This is a genomic window from Aurantibacter sp. (genome assembly GCF_039941195.1).
Lineage (GTDB): Bacteria > Bacteroidota > Bacteroidia > Flavobacteriales > Flavobacteriaceae > Aurantibacter_A.
The window spans coordinates 36,974-51,060 of sequence record NZ_JBDVFA010000063.1 but is presented as its reverse complement, the minus strand read 5'-3'; the positions used below and the strand labels follow the sequence as shown (position 1 = coordinate 51,060).

The following is a 14,087-nucleotide window of genomic DNA, read 5'->3' as shown; positions in this document are numbered from 1 at the left end:
TAATTAAAATGCAAGTTACAATTCGTAAATGGTGATACCACTTCTTAATTTAGGTTCTATATAAGTACTTTTTGGAGGCATTACTAAACCTGCATCGGCAATTGCTTTAATTTCGGATATGTTTATAGGCATCATGCTAAATCCTACCTTAAATTTACCTTTATCAATTTCCTCCTTCATAATCGAAATATTGTTTTTACCATATCCGTATACAATTCGCTTATCTTTTCTTAAATCTTTGATGTTCAATATTGGTTCAAGAATAGTCTTATATAATATTTGAGTATCTAAAGTACGTAGCGCATCATTCAAAGAATAATTATTTTCTAGCAGCGTTAGTGAATAAAAATCACCTTCTAAGTACATGCTAAATTGATGTTTTTGCTTAGGTTTAAAAAGATTTTCTTCAGTTATTTCTATCCGATAAGTTAAGGCCAACTGCGTTAAAAATTCTTCTTTAGTTAAGCCATTAAGGTCTTTTATTTTTCGATTGAATTCATAAATTTTTATTTCTGATTCCGGAATTAAAAAACTCATGAAATAATTATAGGGCTCCTTACCTGTGTGGTTTGGATTTGAGGATTGCGCAATTTTTGAATACAAATTGGAGGAAGCACTTCTATGATGACCATCTGCGATATAAAGTGCATCCGTTTTTTGGAATTCGCTTTCTATTTTAATTTTGGTTGCAGGATCTGAAATAACCCATAGCTTGTGACTTACAGAATCACGAGTTGTAAAATCATATTGCGGCTCTTTTAATTTTTCTTTTTTAATTACCTCAGCTATAGCTGCATTATCTTTATAAGTCATTAAAACTGGTTCAGCATTGAATTCTACAGTTTTTAAATAGTTGGCAAATAATTCTTCACGTCGTTGTAAGGTAGCTTCGTGTTTTTTAATAACATCATTTTGGTACTCTGCTATACTTGCTCCACAAAGTAAACCACAATAGATATAATTATCTTTTTGAATTTGATACACATAAAAGCAATCCTGCGCATCTTTTAATAATACATTTTTCGACAAGAATTCTAAATAAATTTGATGCACCAATTTATAACGTTCTTGCCCTTTTAAATTTTTAGCTCTACGATATCCAGGGTTTATAATGTGTAAAAAAGAAAAGGGATTAAAGGCTAAAATGGCGTTTAATTCTTTTCGTGAATATTCTTGGTATGATTTTGATGCAACAAAAGCTACTTTGTCCTTTGCAGGTCGTATAGCTTTAAAGGGTTTTATTATAGCCATTTAAAGCGCTAATTGAATTGTGTAGATAATATTTCGGCTTTTCTAGAATTGGAATAATCGTAAAATCCTTCGCCGGATTTTACACCTAATTTATTGGCCATTACCATATTTATAAGAAGTGGACATGGTGCATATTTTGGATTTTTAAAACCATCATACATTACATTTAATATGGATAAACAAACATCAAGCCCAATAAAATCTGCCAGTTGCAAGGGACCCATAGGATGTGCCATACCTAACTTCATTACTGTATCTATTTCCGAAACTCCTGCAACGCCATTATATAAAGTTTCTATCGCTTCATTAATCATTGGCATTAATATACGATTGGCGACAAAACCAGGGTAATCATTTACTTCTGTTGGTGTTTTTCCTAATTTTTCGGATAGTTGCATTATAGTCTTTGTAGTATTATCTGAGGTGTTATAACCTCTAATAATTTCTACTAACTGCATTATTGGTACTGGATTCATGAAGTGCATGCCAATAACTTTATCTGCTCTGCTCGTAACAGCAGCAATTTGTGTAATTGAAATAGACGATGTATTTGATGCTAAAATGGTGTCAGAACCACAATGCACATCTAAATCTTTAAATATTTTTAATTTTAAATCTAGATTTTCTGTGGCAGCCTCCACAACAAGGTCTACATCTTTTACACCTTCAGCTATAGATGTATATTTTAAAATGTTTTTTAAAGTTGCTAGTTTATCACTTTCCGAAATTTTGTCTTTCACAATCATTCGGTCTAAATTCTTTGTAATAGTGGCTAAACCATTTTGCAATGCTTTTTCTGAGATGTCAATTAAGTTTACCTCGTATGCATTTTGTGCAAATACATGAGCTATTCCATTGCCCATGGTCCCTGCACCTACGACTGCTATTTTCATATCTTATTTCTTAAAAGAGTCTATTATTCGGAGTGCTACTTCTAAGGCTTTTGCGCCTTGTTTTAAAGATACAACTGGTGTTGTGTCATTTTCTATTGCATCTGCGAAGGCTTCTAATTCATCCTTGATTGCGTTGTTGGTTTCAATCTCCGGATTTTCAAAATAAATCTGTTTTTTCTCACCTTCCGCATTTTGTAAAACCACATCAAAATCACCAACTTCCTCAGGAGCATCTTTCATTTTTACAACTTCCACTTTTTTCTCTAAAAAATCTACGGCGATATATGCATCTTTTTGAAAGAAACGTGACTTGCGCATATTCTTTAATGAAATTCTACTAGCGGTTAAATTTGCTACACAGCCATTTTCGAATTCTATTCTAGCATTTGCAATATCTGGTGAATGACTAATTACTGAAACACCACTAGCATTAATTTGAGCTACTTCTGAATTTACTACACTCAAAATAGCGTCAATATCATGAATCATTAAATCTAAAACCACAGGTACATCGGTGCCTCTGGGATTAAATTCTGCAAGCCGATGCGATTCAATAAACATCGGGTTGTTTATTTTTTCTTTTACTGCACTAAAGGCTGGATTAAAACGCTCCACATGACCAACTTGCCCTTTTACGTTATATTCCTTTTCTAATTCTAGAAGTTTTTTTGCCTCCTCAGCAGTATTGGTTATTGGTTTTTCTATAAATATATGCTTCCCTTTTTTTATTGATTTTTCGGCACAATCAAAATGTGAAAGAGTAGGGGTTACAATGTCAACGACATCGACAGCATCAATTAAATTATTGATATTATCAAAATAAGTATAGCCAAATTCATCAGCAACTTTTTTTCCATTAATGGCATCAGCATCATAAAAGCCAATGAGATTATATTTGTCTGATTCGTTTAGTAAACGCAAATGAATTTTACCCAAATGACCAGCTCCTAAAACACCAACTTTTAGCATATGTTTATTTTTATTCAAAAATAGGGAATAGTTGGTGGATTAGAAATATGACTAAATCGCTCGCGCTAAGGGATTAAGGTTTTGTGAAGAAATAAAAAGCGAATTATAATTTATAAAAAGTAAAATTCACCCAGCTTTTCCTGTTTTCTATTTGCAAAAATTTAAATTTCTTCGCTAACTTTACTCACCAAAACCAAACCCTTGAAGGATACTTTAAAACACAGTGGCATGCGAAATAAATTAGCGGCAGTGCTAATTGATAAGGGCATCGTCGATGCAAAAGTACTTGATGCTATTCGAAAAATACCACGCCATTTTTTTATGGATAGTAGTTTTGAAGGTCATGCTTATCAAGACAAAGCTTTTCCCATTTCAGCAGGACAGACTATTTCGCAACCTTATACGGTAGCTTTTCAATCTGAACTTCTGCAAGTTAAACCAGGACAAAAGATTTTGGAAATTGGTACAGGTAGTGGATACCAAACAGCAGTGCTTTTACTTTTGCGAGCCCAAGTTTATTCTATAGAACGTCAATTAGAACTTTTTAAAAAGACGAAACTTTTTTTTAAGAAGATGGGGTATCGACCAAAAAAATTAATTTTTGGTGATGGCTATAAAGGATTGCCCGAAGAAGCTCCTTTTGACAGTATTATTGTTACCGCTGGAGCGCCTGAAACTCCAAAAGCATTGTTGGGACAATTAAAAGTTGGCGGTCGTTTGGTTATACCAGTAGGCGTGGAAGACCAAATTATGACACTTTATGTGCGCACTTCGGCAACAGAATTTGAGAAAAAAGAATTCGGAAACTTTAGATTTGTTCCACTGTTAGAAGATAAGAATTAAGCTGGATTTTTTATTTAGTCTTTAGCCAAAATAATTATTCAGTTAAAAGTTGTTCCATAATCTTTTTTATATTGTTTGTCTTGTAAACGTTCTTGACTAAACTTGAATAGGTGCTAGCGAATCGTTCGTTTTGCGCGAGATTTCCGAAAAGAGATTCTTGTTTTATAAATGCTAAAGGATCTTGATTTGTTAGTTTCGCAGCTTTATGTAATTCACTGGTTTGTGCATCAATTATTTCAATTGGCCTCCCTTTTTCATCAATAGTTTTATCGTGGTAATAGCACCATGCAACTATTATTAAAGTTGCCAATTTAATATTTCCGCCCGATTCTAAATTTTCATGAATGGTAGCGATTAAAAATTTTGGTAATTTCGCTGAACTCTCTGAGCAAATACGGGCTACACTATCTTTAATATTAGGATTAGCAAAACGCTCTTCTAAACTATCTTTATAACTTTCAAGATTTATCCCTTTTACTTCATCTAAAACGGGACTAGCTTCAGTATCCATAAAGGCCCTTAAATAAGTCACAAATAATGGATCTTCCATACAAGCATTTATGGTATTGTGTCCATGTATAGCTCCTAAAATTCCAATTACTGAATGTCCTGCATTTAGTAGTCGAAGTTTCATTTTCTCATAAGGTTTCACATCGGGTACAAATTGCACTCCAACTTTTTCAAGTTCGGGTCTTCCATTGGAGAAATTATCTTCAACTACCCATTGTATAAAAGGTTCACAAGTTACTGGCCATTCGTCTTGTACTGCATAAGTATCAACTAAATATGCTATATCTTCAGGTGTTGTTACAGGTGTAATTCTGTCTACCATACTATTTGGAAAACTTACTTCTTGGGTTATCCATTCTGCCAATTCTGGATCTTGACGCCGAGCAAAAGCTAATACCATTTTACGAGCAACATCACCATTGTGTTCAATATTATCGCAAGACATTATTGTAAAAGCTGGCAGATTTTCATCACGGCGTTTTCTTAAAGCCGCAGTTAAAAAACCATAAACTGTAATCGGTTCATTAGGATTTTTTAATTCGTGTTGAATGTCTTTATTTTCAAAATCGAATTCTCCAGTTGAAGGATTAAAATTATAGCCACCTTCGGTAATCGTTAGTGATACAATTTTAGTGTCTACATGTGCCATTCTATTAACTACAGCCTCAGGAGCATCAACACCAAAATCAAAATCAAGTATTGAACCAATTACTTCAGAATTTATTTCACCATTTGGGTGCTTAATGATTAAGCTATATAGGCTATCTTGTTTTTTAAATATAGTATAGATTTTTCTATCGGCTTCTCGTAAACCTATGCCACAAATACCCCAATCGGTAGCACCAAATTGTTCATGTAATTGATGCAAATAATACGCTTGATGTGCTCTGTGGAAACCACCTACACCAATGTGTACAACGCCTATTTTTATTGGCGAACGTTCGTATGTAGGTACTTTTAATCTGTTTTTAAGTTTGCTTAAATTATTTTGATTTAAGGGTATATAATTTTTCATTACTGATTATTTGTTTTTTAATTTACCGCATTGTAGTGCCCAATAAGCCGTAATAAAATATAATAGCGTGCAAATAAACGCATAGGTGTAAAATGTATCCCTGTTAGCGATATATAATACTTCATCAGCAGACCAAAACATAACTTTAATTGCCAATATTAGTGTAATTAGCAATACTGCTACCGATACGATTTTAAGTAGTTTTGAAAAAGCGCTTTCATCTTTTACTGGTACTATCTCTTCTTTTGCTTTTTGCTCCTGAAACTTTACAATATTTTCATTTCTAATTTTTTCCTTTTTTGCTGCAATAGGGTATTCCTCTTTTGCGCCATAGCGTCCGGCCAAGAGTGTATAAATTATAATTGTGAAAACCCATGTTGGCAAGAATAGATAAAAGAAGGACATCACATTAAATGCATTTAATCCAAAACCAAATATTAAACCTAATGCCCAAGAAGCCACGGCTGGCGTACTGAAAGTTAAATTTTTATACGACGACCAATAACGTGTATAGCCAATACGAGGAAATATTTGATGTTCTGCAAACACAATTGCTCCAACTGGCACAACTAGAAGACCGGCATAGGTTAAAAGTGGTAATATTTGCGAAAACACAAAAGGAAAACAAGCTATTACAATTGTTACTAAACCGACGATAATTGTAGTTTTTTTTCTTGAGTGTTTGTTGAAAACTGCTTGGGCTGCTAAACCTGCTCTGTAAAGATTGGTGATTGCGGTGGTCCAACCTGCGACGATAACAATAACAAAGCCTGACCAACCTAATGCATAATAGGCCACATCACCTGGATCTAATTCTACTATAGTTTTACCGATAATTACTGCAGCACCAGCTCCCATAATTCCTGCGGCTATCCATGCAACATAATGTCCAAACATCATTCCTGTGCTGGTGGCTAATCCGTAGGATTTCTTTTTCGCAAATCGCAATAGTGCCATGTCAATAAGTCCAAAATGTGTTATGGTATTCGCGGCCCATGCAAAACCGATAACTTCAATTAGCCCAATGCCAGGCTCTCCATTACTGTCTATTCCTGTCCAAATAGATTGATTTCCTAATGCGATAAAATCACTCATTCCATTAGGTAAAGTTTTATGAAGTACATCTAAAGATAGTGCTGGCATAAGTACCATTGCACCACTTGTAAACATAACAAAGAGCCATGGGGCACAAATTCCTGAAAATTCCGAAACTGCCTTAAAGCCGTACAATGCTATTGAGACCACAACTATTCCTACAACAAAGACTATAAGTATAAACCAAACATTTGTTGGATACCAATTTAGCTGAGCCGGAATGTCAAAGGCAAAACGAACTGCAGTGGAGGATACGGTTATCATTGCTGCGGATATAACGGAGAAAATTATAATATTAGCCCAATTATAAAGCTTTGTCATGGAGTCACCAGCAATTTTATTAAGGTAGGTATAAAGACTTAATCTAGTTTCAACTGCTATAGGTGAGGTAATAAATGTCCAACTAAGAACTGCTAATATATTTCCGATTAATAGCCCTAGGAGAATGTCCATAGTTTTGGCCCCAAGTGCTACAAATGTAGCTCCAATTACAAATTCTGTCGCCGCTACATGTTCTGCAGCATATAAGCCAGCAAAATGGGTCCAATCATGTAATTTATGTTTTGCAACAGGTAACTGTTCTTCCTCTAAATTTTCAAACTGTTCATAATTGTTGTTGGTCTCCATTTTATTAATTGAGTTAGTTAAGTATTATTTTTTAGCTATCGGTATGAGCGGCCGAAAACATTGTAATCAGTCGAAATTTTTGATTTACCAATTTAATTAATTCTTATAAATAAAACTTAAGTTCTAAATCATTTACATATACAATAGACTTCGTATTTGTTTGAAATTTGTACAAATTATGTAAGTAGGTTTTTCACCATCCAAATATTACAAGAAGTATGACCAGAATCACCTAAGGCTTTATCTATATGTTTAAACGCTAAGCTTTCATACAAATTTATAGCGCTTGAAAAATGTGGTAAGCATTCTAGATAGAGTTGCGAGTATCCATAATCAATAGCAGATTTAATATTATATTCTAATAATTCCTTACCCCATCCATTTCCTCTTGCTTTAGGCGAAAAATAGAATTTCACTAATTCTGCACAGCCTTCAGGTAAACCTTTGGTTGGATAAATTCCACAACATCCTAATACTTCCTTATCTGCTTCAATTACCCAGAGTATGGATTTTTCATGTTCAAATAATTTATAAAGGTCGTTAGTTGTAGGATCTGAATATACCGTGCCAATTTTTGGCGCATTAAACTCTACAAAAATCGCCTTTATTATTTTTGCAAGCGACTCGTTGTCAGTGGGTAATAGCTTTCTTATTGTCATCAACTAATAATTCTCTACAGAAAATGGTGTCTATTTTAGTTTAAAGAAACGCTTTTTTAGACTTTTTCAACTGCAAATAGGAAAAATGTTAGCCTATTTTGTAAAGCGAGTTGCTACTAATTACAATGAATTCTTACAATTTTTGAGTCGTATGAAATTGACCTAAACTACTAATAATACAAGGTTTAAAGAAACATTAATCGTTTATAACAAACCATTCGTCGATAGCAATTTTCCATTCGTCTACACTTCTAAATCTATTTCTTCGTTATTTATGAATATTGCATCATAATTAAAAACAACATACTATGAACATTCTTTTTATTGAAGACGATACTATTGAAACAATGAAATTGCTTAGAACAGTTTCTAAATTAGGTTCTAAACATAATATAACTGAAGCGAAGAACGGAGAAGAGGCTATTAATATCTTAAAATCAGATGCAGATTTACCAGATATTATTCTATTGGATTTAAATATGCCTAAAATGAGCGGTATAGAATTCTTACAAATTCTTAAGAATGATGATGTAATGAAATACTTACCTACAATTGTTTTGACAACATCTGAGAATAGAGCCGATTTATTAGAGTGTTATAAAATTGGTATTGCTGGATATGTTCTAAAGCCTTTAAAATTCGAAGATTACGAGAATAAAATTCGTAAAGTACTTGAGTATTGGGAAACGAATGAGGTTGTAAAGGCATAACAGAAAAATCCCATTTCACAACAAAAATTAATTTAAAAGTAATACAATTCCTACTTTTATTCTAAATTAAATAGAATAATGAAAGGAATAGTTTTTACTGAGTTCTTAGAGATGGTCGAGTCTAAATTTGGACTCGAGATTACCGATAATATTATTGAAAATTCGGATTTAGAATCAGAGGGTATCTATACTGCTGTTGGTACCTACGATTTTAATGAAATGGTAAGCCTTATTACAAGCTTAAGTAATGAGGTTAATATACCTGTAAGTGATTTAATCTATACGTTTGGCTTGTATTTATTCAATAGCCTTGTCAGCGCACATCCCGATGTTGTAAAGGGGTATAAAACACCATTATCTTTATTATATGCCATAGAAGACCATATTCATGTGCATGTTCAAAAGCTTTATCCCGAAGCAGAACTTCCCTCATTTAAGATTTTAGAAAAAACAGATACCTCTATTTCGATGATTTATTCATCTTCTAGAGGCTTATACCGTTTGGCTGAAGGCTTAATGGAAAAGTGTTTTGAGCATTTTAATGGTAGCGCCACTATAGCATACGAGCTATTAAAGGAAGATGGTACAGAAGTGAAATTTGATGTTACGCAAAATGGATAACAAAGAAGTAGTACTGCTAAAAAAGGCATTGGAGCGTCAGAAAAAAGCGCGGGTGCAGGCCGAACAAATTTTAGAAAGTAAATCTAAGGAGTTGTATGATGTTGCGTTTCATTTAAAGGAATCTAATGCTCGATTAGAGAATTTAATTTGTACAAAAACAACCGAACTTGATGGTGCTTTTGTAAATATTATAGACTCTTATGTGGTTATGGATTTACAGTTTAATGTGATATCTATGAATTCTGCTGCCAAAGAATTTTTTGGTTATGATGCTGGCGAAGAGTTCGTTAATTTATCAAAATTAGTGCACCCCGATTATTTAGAGTACAATCTAAATTACATGAAGAATTTACTTCAGTATGGTACTTTTAATAAATATAGATCAAAACTTATACTTAATGATAAATCTGTTAAACTAGTAGAAATTAATGGTAGTTTAATTTATGATAAAGATAAAAACCCCGTTGCTGCGCATGGGATTGTAAGAGATATTACTAGAGATGAAGAAGTTAAACATTTGTTATCTGCTCAAAAGAAGCAGTTGGATATTATTGTAGAAAACTCACCTTTAGGTATTATTCTTACTAATGGAGGGCGAATAATACGATCCAACAAAACTTTTGAGAAACTAACTGGATATACAGAACTGGAGTTAAAAAAATTAAATGTAAGTGACATTTCTGTTGCTGATGATGTAGAAGAATCGGATGCGCTTATTAAAAAAATGCAATCGGGAGAGATCGATAATTTTACTTTGTCAAAAAAATATACTTGTAAGGATGGTTCACATTTATGGGCGAAAACATCGGTTAACGTTTATAAAAATGAGGATGACGATATAGATTATCAAGTAGCAATGATAGAAGATATTAGTGCGCAACATGAACTTGAAGTTGAAAGAACGCAACTATTAGAAGAATTAGAAAAAAGTAACAAAGGCTTGCAAGAATACGCACATATTGTATCGCACGATTTAAAATCTCCGTTACGTAGTATTAGTGCACTCGCAACATGGCTTTATGATGATTATAAAGACAAATTAGATGAAAATGGAGTTAGTCAATTGCGTATGATGCAAGAGAAGGTTGAGTCCATGGATAAATTAATTGTTGGGATCCTAAAATATTCAACGGTAAGCAGCGATAATGTACATAATACTGATGTGGATGTAAATGAAGTTATTAAAGAAATAACGGATATTATTTTTATCCCAGATCATGTAGAAGTAAAAATTGTCAAAAAACTACCCACACTTTTCGCAGACAAAACAAAAATTCATCAGTTATTTCAGAACTTTTTAAGTAATGCAGTGGTTCATATCGAAAATGAAGTTGGTATTGTTAATATAGATTATGCTGAAACTGATACACATTGGCAATTTAGTATTGAAGACAATGGTGTTGGAATTCCTAAAGAATATCACGAAAAAATATTTAAAATTTTCCAATCTGTTGGTAATAATGAACGTTCAACCGGTATTGGCTTGTCGATAGTAAAAAAAGTTATCGATTTATACGAAGGAAAGGTATGGTTAGAAAGTGCACCTGGTGAGGGTACAACCTTTTATTTTACAATAAAAAAATAGTTATGATAATAGAGCAAGGGGTTAAAGAGATCAATAAAGATTGGAAATTTGTAGAAGCTCGTAAAGAATTAAAAGAACCTTTAGTGATGGTTTTTGGAAATAGATATGCTTTAGAATCTGAGGATATTTATCAAGAAATTAAATCGCTTTATCCAGAGGGTCATATTGTTTTTGGTACTACTTCTGGCGAAATTCTTGAAAGTAGAGTTTATGACGAGAGTGTTGTGCTTACTGCAATTGAATTTGAAAAAAATAGTTTTAAAGTAGTTCGCGAAAACATGACAACATTCGACATGGATGTTGAAGAACTAGGTGAGAGTTTAGTAAATAGTTTACCTAAGGAAAACTTAAAACATGTTTTTATTGTATCTGAAGGTACCAATGTAAATGGTAGTGGATTAATTAAAGGATTGGAAGAGAAATTAAATGTTGAAGTTTCTATTTCTGGAGGATTATGTGGTGATGATGCACGTTTTGAACGTACGTTAGCTTCTTATAACCAAAACCCAGCTGAAGGGGAGGTGATTTGCATTGGCTTTTATGGAGATACTTTAGAAATTACAAGTGCTAATTTTGGTGGATGGACAGGCTTTGGACCACAACGAACAATTACAAAATCAAAAAATAATATTTTGTACGAGTTAGATGGTAAACCAGCACTTGACTTGTACAAACTTTACTTAGGTGAAAAAGCTAAAGAGCTCCCAGAAGCCGCTTTGTTATATCCACTAAGTGTGCAAAAGCCAGATAGTAGAGAAGTAATTGTTCGTACTATTTTGAATATTGATGAAGCTAATAACGCCATGATTTTAGCCGGTGATGTTCCGGAAGGATCCAAAGTACAACTAATGATGTCTACAGTAGATGATATTGCAGAAGGTGCATCTGTAGCAGGAGTTTATGCAATGCGAGGTAGAAAAAGTGAACCGGAACTTGCCTTATTGGTTAGTTGTGTAGGTCGTAAATTAGTATTGGATCAGCGTACAGAAGAAGAAGTAGAAGAGGTGATTGGTAGTATTGGATCAAATGCGAAAATTGTAGGTTTTTATTCTTATGGAGAATTAGCACCCTTTGCTGGTCAGAAAGAGTGTAAATTACACAATCAAACAATGACCTTATCTCTATTTAGTGAATAATGCATAAACTTTTAGCCAGACAAATACGCAAATTTTTACCTACTCAATGGGCTGAGCAGGAATCGTTAACTACTTTTTTAGAGGCAATTAGTAAGTCTTATGCAGATAATGATTCTAAGCTTGAGGTAGTGCAACGCTCTACCGTTATAAGTTCGCAAGAACTTTCAGAAGCCAATGAGATTTTACGAGAACGTGCAGAATCTCAAAAAAAAGTAATTGAATCTTTAGAGCGCTCTATTGCTTCATTAAGTACGGATACTAATGGAACTACTAAAGTAAATTCAGAAGAACATGTGTCTTTTGATCCATTAGTATTAGCGCAAAAATTGGAAGAACAATCGTCAGAAATACATAGAATATCAGAGGAAAAAGATTTACTATTAAAGAATTTAGAAGAACGAAACGAAGCGCTAAATAATTATGCGCATATGGTATCACATGATTTAAAATCTCCAATGCGAAATATTAGCTTTCTTATTGATTGTATTAAGGAAGATGATATTGATAATTTCTCCGATCAAACTAAAGATAATTGTATGATTATAAGTGAGAATCTAGAGAAGATGGATGCCTTGGTTGATGGTATTTTAAAGCATGCTACGATAACCAATTTAGAAGAAAAAGAAGTTTTAATTGATGTAAAAGAATTATTGGACGAATTGTTACAAACTATGTATGTTCCAGAAAATATTAAAATTGAATATTCAGATGCTTTACCTACTTTATTAATTGGGAAATATAAACTAGAGCAGTTGTTTAAAAATTTAATATTAAATGCTATAAGCGCTACAGAAAATAATCCAAATGGACTTATTAAAATTGATGCGAATGAGCTGAAGGAGGATTGGGAATTTAGCGTCTCAGATAATGGAAAAGGAATTGCTAAGAAATATCAAGAAGATATTTTTAAAATGTTTAAGAAATTAGAAAATGATTTTAAAGCCACTGGAATTGGATTGGCTTTAGTTAAGAAAATTGTAAATTCCTTTAATGGTCAAATATGGTTGAATTCGGAGGAAGGAAAAGGAGCAACTTTCTTTTTTACGATTAAAAAATAGAAATATGGAAACCCCGAATATTAATTATATTAATGAACTTGCAGGTAATGACGAGCCATTTAAAAACAAATTTATTGAAATTTTAAAAATGGAATTTCCTGAGGAGAAATTGGAATATTTGAATAATATAAATAACAATAGAACCGAAGCAGGTTCGCAAAATGTTCATAAATTAAAACATAAGTTTAATATCCTTGGACTTGAAGAAAGTTATCGTTTAGCTGTAATTTTCGAGGAAGAACTTCGTTTAGGAAATGACAGACTTAAAAATGAGTTTGTTAAAATACTAGATAAAATAGAAGATTACTTAAAAACTATTTAATTATGAATTGTATAATCATTGATGATGAGGCTGCGGCAAGAGCTGTAGTCAGTCAACTTTGTTCCAAAGTACCCGAATTAGATGTAATTCAGGAGTTTGATAATGCAATCGAGGCTATTAAATTTTTAAATCATCAAAATATAGATATCATTTTCTTGGACATTCACATGCCAGGCTTTAGTGGTATAGATTTAGTACAGACACTTAAAAATCCGCCTAAAATAGTTTTAACTACTTCAGATACGAATTTTGCAATTGCCTCATATGAATATGAAGCAATTGTTGATTATCTTTTGAAGCCAATAACTTTTGACCGTTTTGAAAAATGTATTTTGAAACTTAAGAAAGAAGAAACAAAAAAATCCACCGCTCCAAAACTTGAGGAAAAAAATTCTGATGTAAATGAAGATTTATATATAAATATTGATCGTCGATTAATTAAACTTAATTATAACGACATTTTGGTTGTAGAAGCACAAGGAGATTACATTGAAGTTAAAACAGAAAAAAAGAACTTTCGTGTGCATACCACCTTAAAAAATATAAAGGATAAATTACCGGAAAATATCTTTTTCCAAATTCATAGATCGTTTATTATCAATTTCAATAAAATTATCGATATTGAAGATAATAGTGTGTTAATTGAAAAGAATGTTATCCCTATAAGTCGATCCAATCGTCCAGAACTTATGCGGCGATTAAATTTACTTTAAATCACTTTTCCTTAATTCGTTACCATTCGGCTACAGTAATTGTTTACTGGTCTATTGCATGTCATTTAAAATGTTATTCT

At 32.7% G+C, this 14,087-nt stretch carries 14 protein-coding genes; 8 read left to right on the top strand and 6 right to left on the bottom strand.

Going from position 1 to position 14,087, the window contains the following annotated elements; genetic code table 11:
* Positions 1-15 precede the first annotated feature (15 nt).
* Genes ABJF52_RS11035 through ABJF52_RS11025 form a run of 3 tightly spaced genes read right to left on the bottom strand, consistent with a single transcriptional unit; the run spans position 16 to position 3,113 of the window.
* Positions 16-1,251, bottom strand: a complete 1,236-nt coding sequence (locus ABJF52_RS11035) for a DUF1015 domain-containing protein (RefSeq protein ID WP_348149993.1) — start codon at positions 1,249-1,251, stop codon at positions 16-18.
* Between the two features lie 8 nt (positions 1,252-1,259).
* Positions 1,260-2,144, bottom strand: a complete 885-nt coding sequence (locus ABJF52_RS11030; protein WP_348149991.1) for a 3-hydroxybutyryl-CoA dehydrogenase — start codon at positions 2,142-2,144, stop codon at positions 1,260-1,262.
* Between the two features lie 3 nt (positions 2,145-2,147).
* Complete coding sequence (locus ABJF52_RS11025; protein WP_348149989.1) at positions 2,148-3,113, bottom strand: Gfo/Idh/MocA family oxidoreductase; 966 nt, start codon at positions 3,111-3,113, stop codon at positions 2,148-2,150.
* A gap of 201 nt (positions 3,114-3,314) precedes the next feature.
* Between ABJF52_RS11025 and ABJF52_RS11020 the strand changes: the two genes are divergently transcribed.
* Positions 3,315-3,956 carry a protein-L-isoaspartate(D-aspartate) O-methyltransferase gene (locus ABJF52_RS11020; protein ID WP_348149987.1) on the top strand — a complete coding sequence of 214 codons (642 nt, stop codon included), beginning with the start codon at positions 3,315-3,317 and terminating at the stop codon, positions 3,954-3,956.
* Positions 3,957-3,990: 34 nt separating this feature from the next.
* Here ABJF52_RS11020 and ABJF52_RS11015 read toward each other — a convergent pair whose 3' ends face one another.
* The 3 genes from ABJF52_RS11015 to ABJF52_RS11005 all read right to left on the bottom strand — a co-directional run bounded on the left by ABJF52_RS11015 (position 3,991) and on the right by ABJF52_RS11005 (position 7,862).
* Entirely contained in the window at positions 3,991-5,481 is a 1,491-nt protein-coding gene (locus tag ABJF52_RS11015) for a mannitol dehydrogenase family protein (RefSeq protein ID WP_348149985.1), read from the bottom strand.
* 6 nt (positions 5,482-5,487) lie between these two features.
* Positions 5,488-7,203 carry a hypothetical protein gene (locus tag ABJF52_RS11010; RefSeq protein ID WP_348149984.1) on the bottom strand — a complete coding sequence of 572 codons (1,716 nt, stop codon included), beginning with the start codon at positions 7,201-7,203 and terminating at the stop codon, positions 5,488-5,490.
* Between the two features lie 176 nt (positions 7,204-7,379).
* The gene (locus tag ABJF52_RS11005) at positions 7,380-7,862 is read right to left on the bottom strand and encodes a GNAT family N-acetyltransferase (RefSeq protein ID WP_348149982.1); all 483 of its coding nucleotides are present in this window, start codon (positions 7,860-7,862) and stop codon (positions 7,380-7,382) included.
* 308 nt (positions 7,863-8,170) lie between these two features.
* Between ABJF52_RS11005 and ABJF52_RS11000 the strand changes: the two genes are divergently transcribed.
* The 7 genes from ABJF52_RS11000 (at position 8,171) to ABJF52_RS10970 (ending at position 14,007) form a co-directional block, all read left to right on the top strand.
* Positions 8,171-8,572 (top strand): response regulator, encoded by a 402-nt coding sequence (locus ABJF52_RS11000; RefSeq protein WP_348149980.1) that lies wholly within the window; start codon positions 8,171-8,173, stop codon positions 8,570-8,572.
* Between the two features lie 78 nt (positions 8,573-8,650).
* Positions 8,651-9,193: a heme NO-binding domain-containing protein gene (locus tag ABJF52_RS10995; protein WP_348149978.1), complete on the top strand. Its 543-nt coding sequence runs from the start codon at positions 8,651-8,653 to the stop codon at positions 9,191-9,193.
* A complete protein-coding gene (locus tag ABJF52_RS10990) occupies positions 9,186-10,778 on the top strand; it encodes a PAS domain S-box protein (RefSeq protein WP_348149976.1) in 1,593 nt (530 codons plus the stop codon). The genes ABJF52_RS10995 and ABJF52_RS10990 overlap by 8 nt, the downstream gene beginning before the upstream one ends.
* A 2-nt stretch (positions 10,779-10,780) precedes the next feature.
* Positions 10,781-11,914, top strand: a complete 1,134-nt coding sequence (locus ABJF52_RS10985) for an FIST N-terminal domain-containing protein (protein ID WP_348149975.1) — start codon at positions 10,781-10,783, stop codon at positions 11,912-11,914.
* Positions 11,914-12,972: an ATP-binding protein gene (locus tag ABJF52_RS10980; RefSeq protein WP_348149973.1), complete on the top strand. Its 1,059-nt coding sequence runs from the start codon at positions 11,914-11,916 to the stop codon at positions 12,970-12,972. The genes ABJF52_RS10985 and ABJF52_RS10980 overlap by 1 nt, the downstream gene beginning before the upstream one ends.
* Positions 12,973-12,976: 4 nt before the next feature.
* Positions 12,977-13,294, top strand: a complete 318-nt coding sequence (locus ABJF52_RS10975) for an Hpt domain-containing protein (protein WP_348149971.1) — start codon at positions 12,977-12,979, stop codon at positions 13,292-13,294.
* A 2-nt stretch (positions 13,295-13,296) separates the two neighbouring features.
* A complete protein-coding gene (locus tag ABJF52_RS10970) occupies positions 13,297-14,007 on the top strand; it encodes a LytTR family DNA-binding domain-containing protein (protein ID WP_348149969.1) in 711 nt (236 codons plus the stop codon).
* Positions 14,008-14,087: the final 80 nt, after the last annotated feature.

Bases quoted from the DNA above. Each gene is read 5' to 3' on its own strand.
- ABJF52_RS10995 (WP_348149978.1), top strand. From the start codon at position 8,651: ATGAAAGGAATAGTTTTTACTGAGTTCTTAGAGATGGTCGAGTCTAAA.
- ABJF52_RS10980 (WP_348149973.1), top strand. From the start codon at position 11,914: ATGCATAAACTTTTAGCCAGACAAATACGCAAATTTTTACCTACTCAA.
- ABJF52_RS11035 (WP_348149993.1), bottom strand. From the start codon at position 1,251: ATGGCTATAATAAAACCCTTTAAAGCTATACGACCTGCAAAGGACAAA.
- ABJF52_RS11015 (WP_348149985.1), bottom strand. From the start codon at position 5,481: ATGAAAAATTATATACCCTTAAATCAAAATAATTTAAGCAAACTTAAA.
- ABJF52_RS10975 (WP_348149971.1), top strand. From the start codon at position 12,977: ATGGAAACCCCGAATATTAATTATATTAATGAACTTGCAGGTAATGAC.
- ABJF52_RS11030 (WP_348149991.1), bottom strand. From the start codon at position 2,144: ATGAAAATAGCAGTCGTAGGTGCAGGGACCATGGGCAATGGAATAGCT.
- ABJF52_RS11005 (WP_348149982.1), bottom strand. From the start codon at position 7,862: ATGACAATAAGAAAGCTATTACCCACTGACAACGAGTCGCTTGCAAAA.
- ABJF52_RS11010 (WP_348149984.1), bottom strand. From the start codon at position 7,203: ATGGAGACCAACAACAATTATGAACAGTTTGAAAATTTAGAGGAAGAA.
- ABJF52_RS10970 (WP_348149969.1), top strand. From the start codon at position 13,297: ATGAATTGTATAATCATTGATGATGAGGCTGCGGCAAGAGCTGTAGTC.
- ABJF52_RS11025 (WP_348149989.1), bottom strand. From the start codon at position 3,113: ATGCTAAAAGTTGGTGTTTTAGGAGCTGGTCATTTGGGTAAAATTCAT.
- ABJF52_RS11000 (WP_348149980.1), top strand. From the start codon at position 8,171: ATGAACATTCTTTTTATTGAAGACGATACTATTGAAACAATGAAATTG.
- ABJF52_RS10985 (WP_348149975.1), top strand. From the start codon at position 10,781: ATGATAATAGAGCAAGGGGTTAAAGAGATCAATAAAGATTGGAAATTT.
- ABJF52_RS10990 (WP_348149976.1), top strand. From the start codon at position 9,186: ATGGATAACAAAGAAGTAGTACTGCTAAAAAAGGCATTGGAGCGTCAG.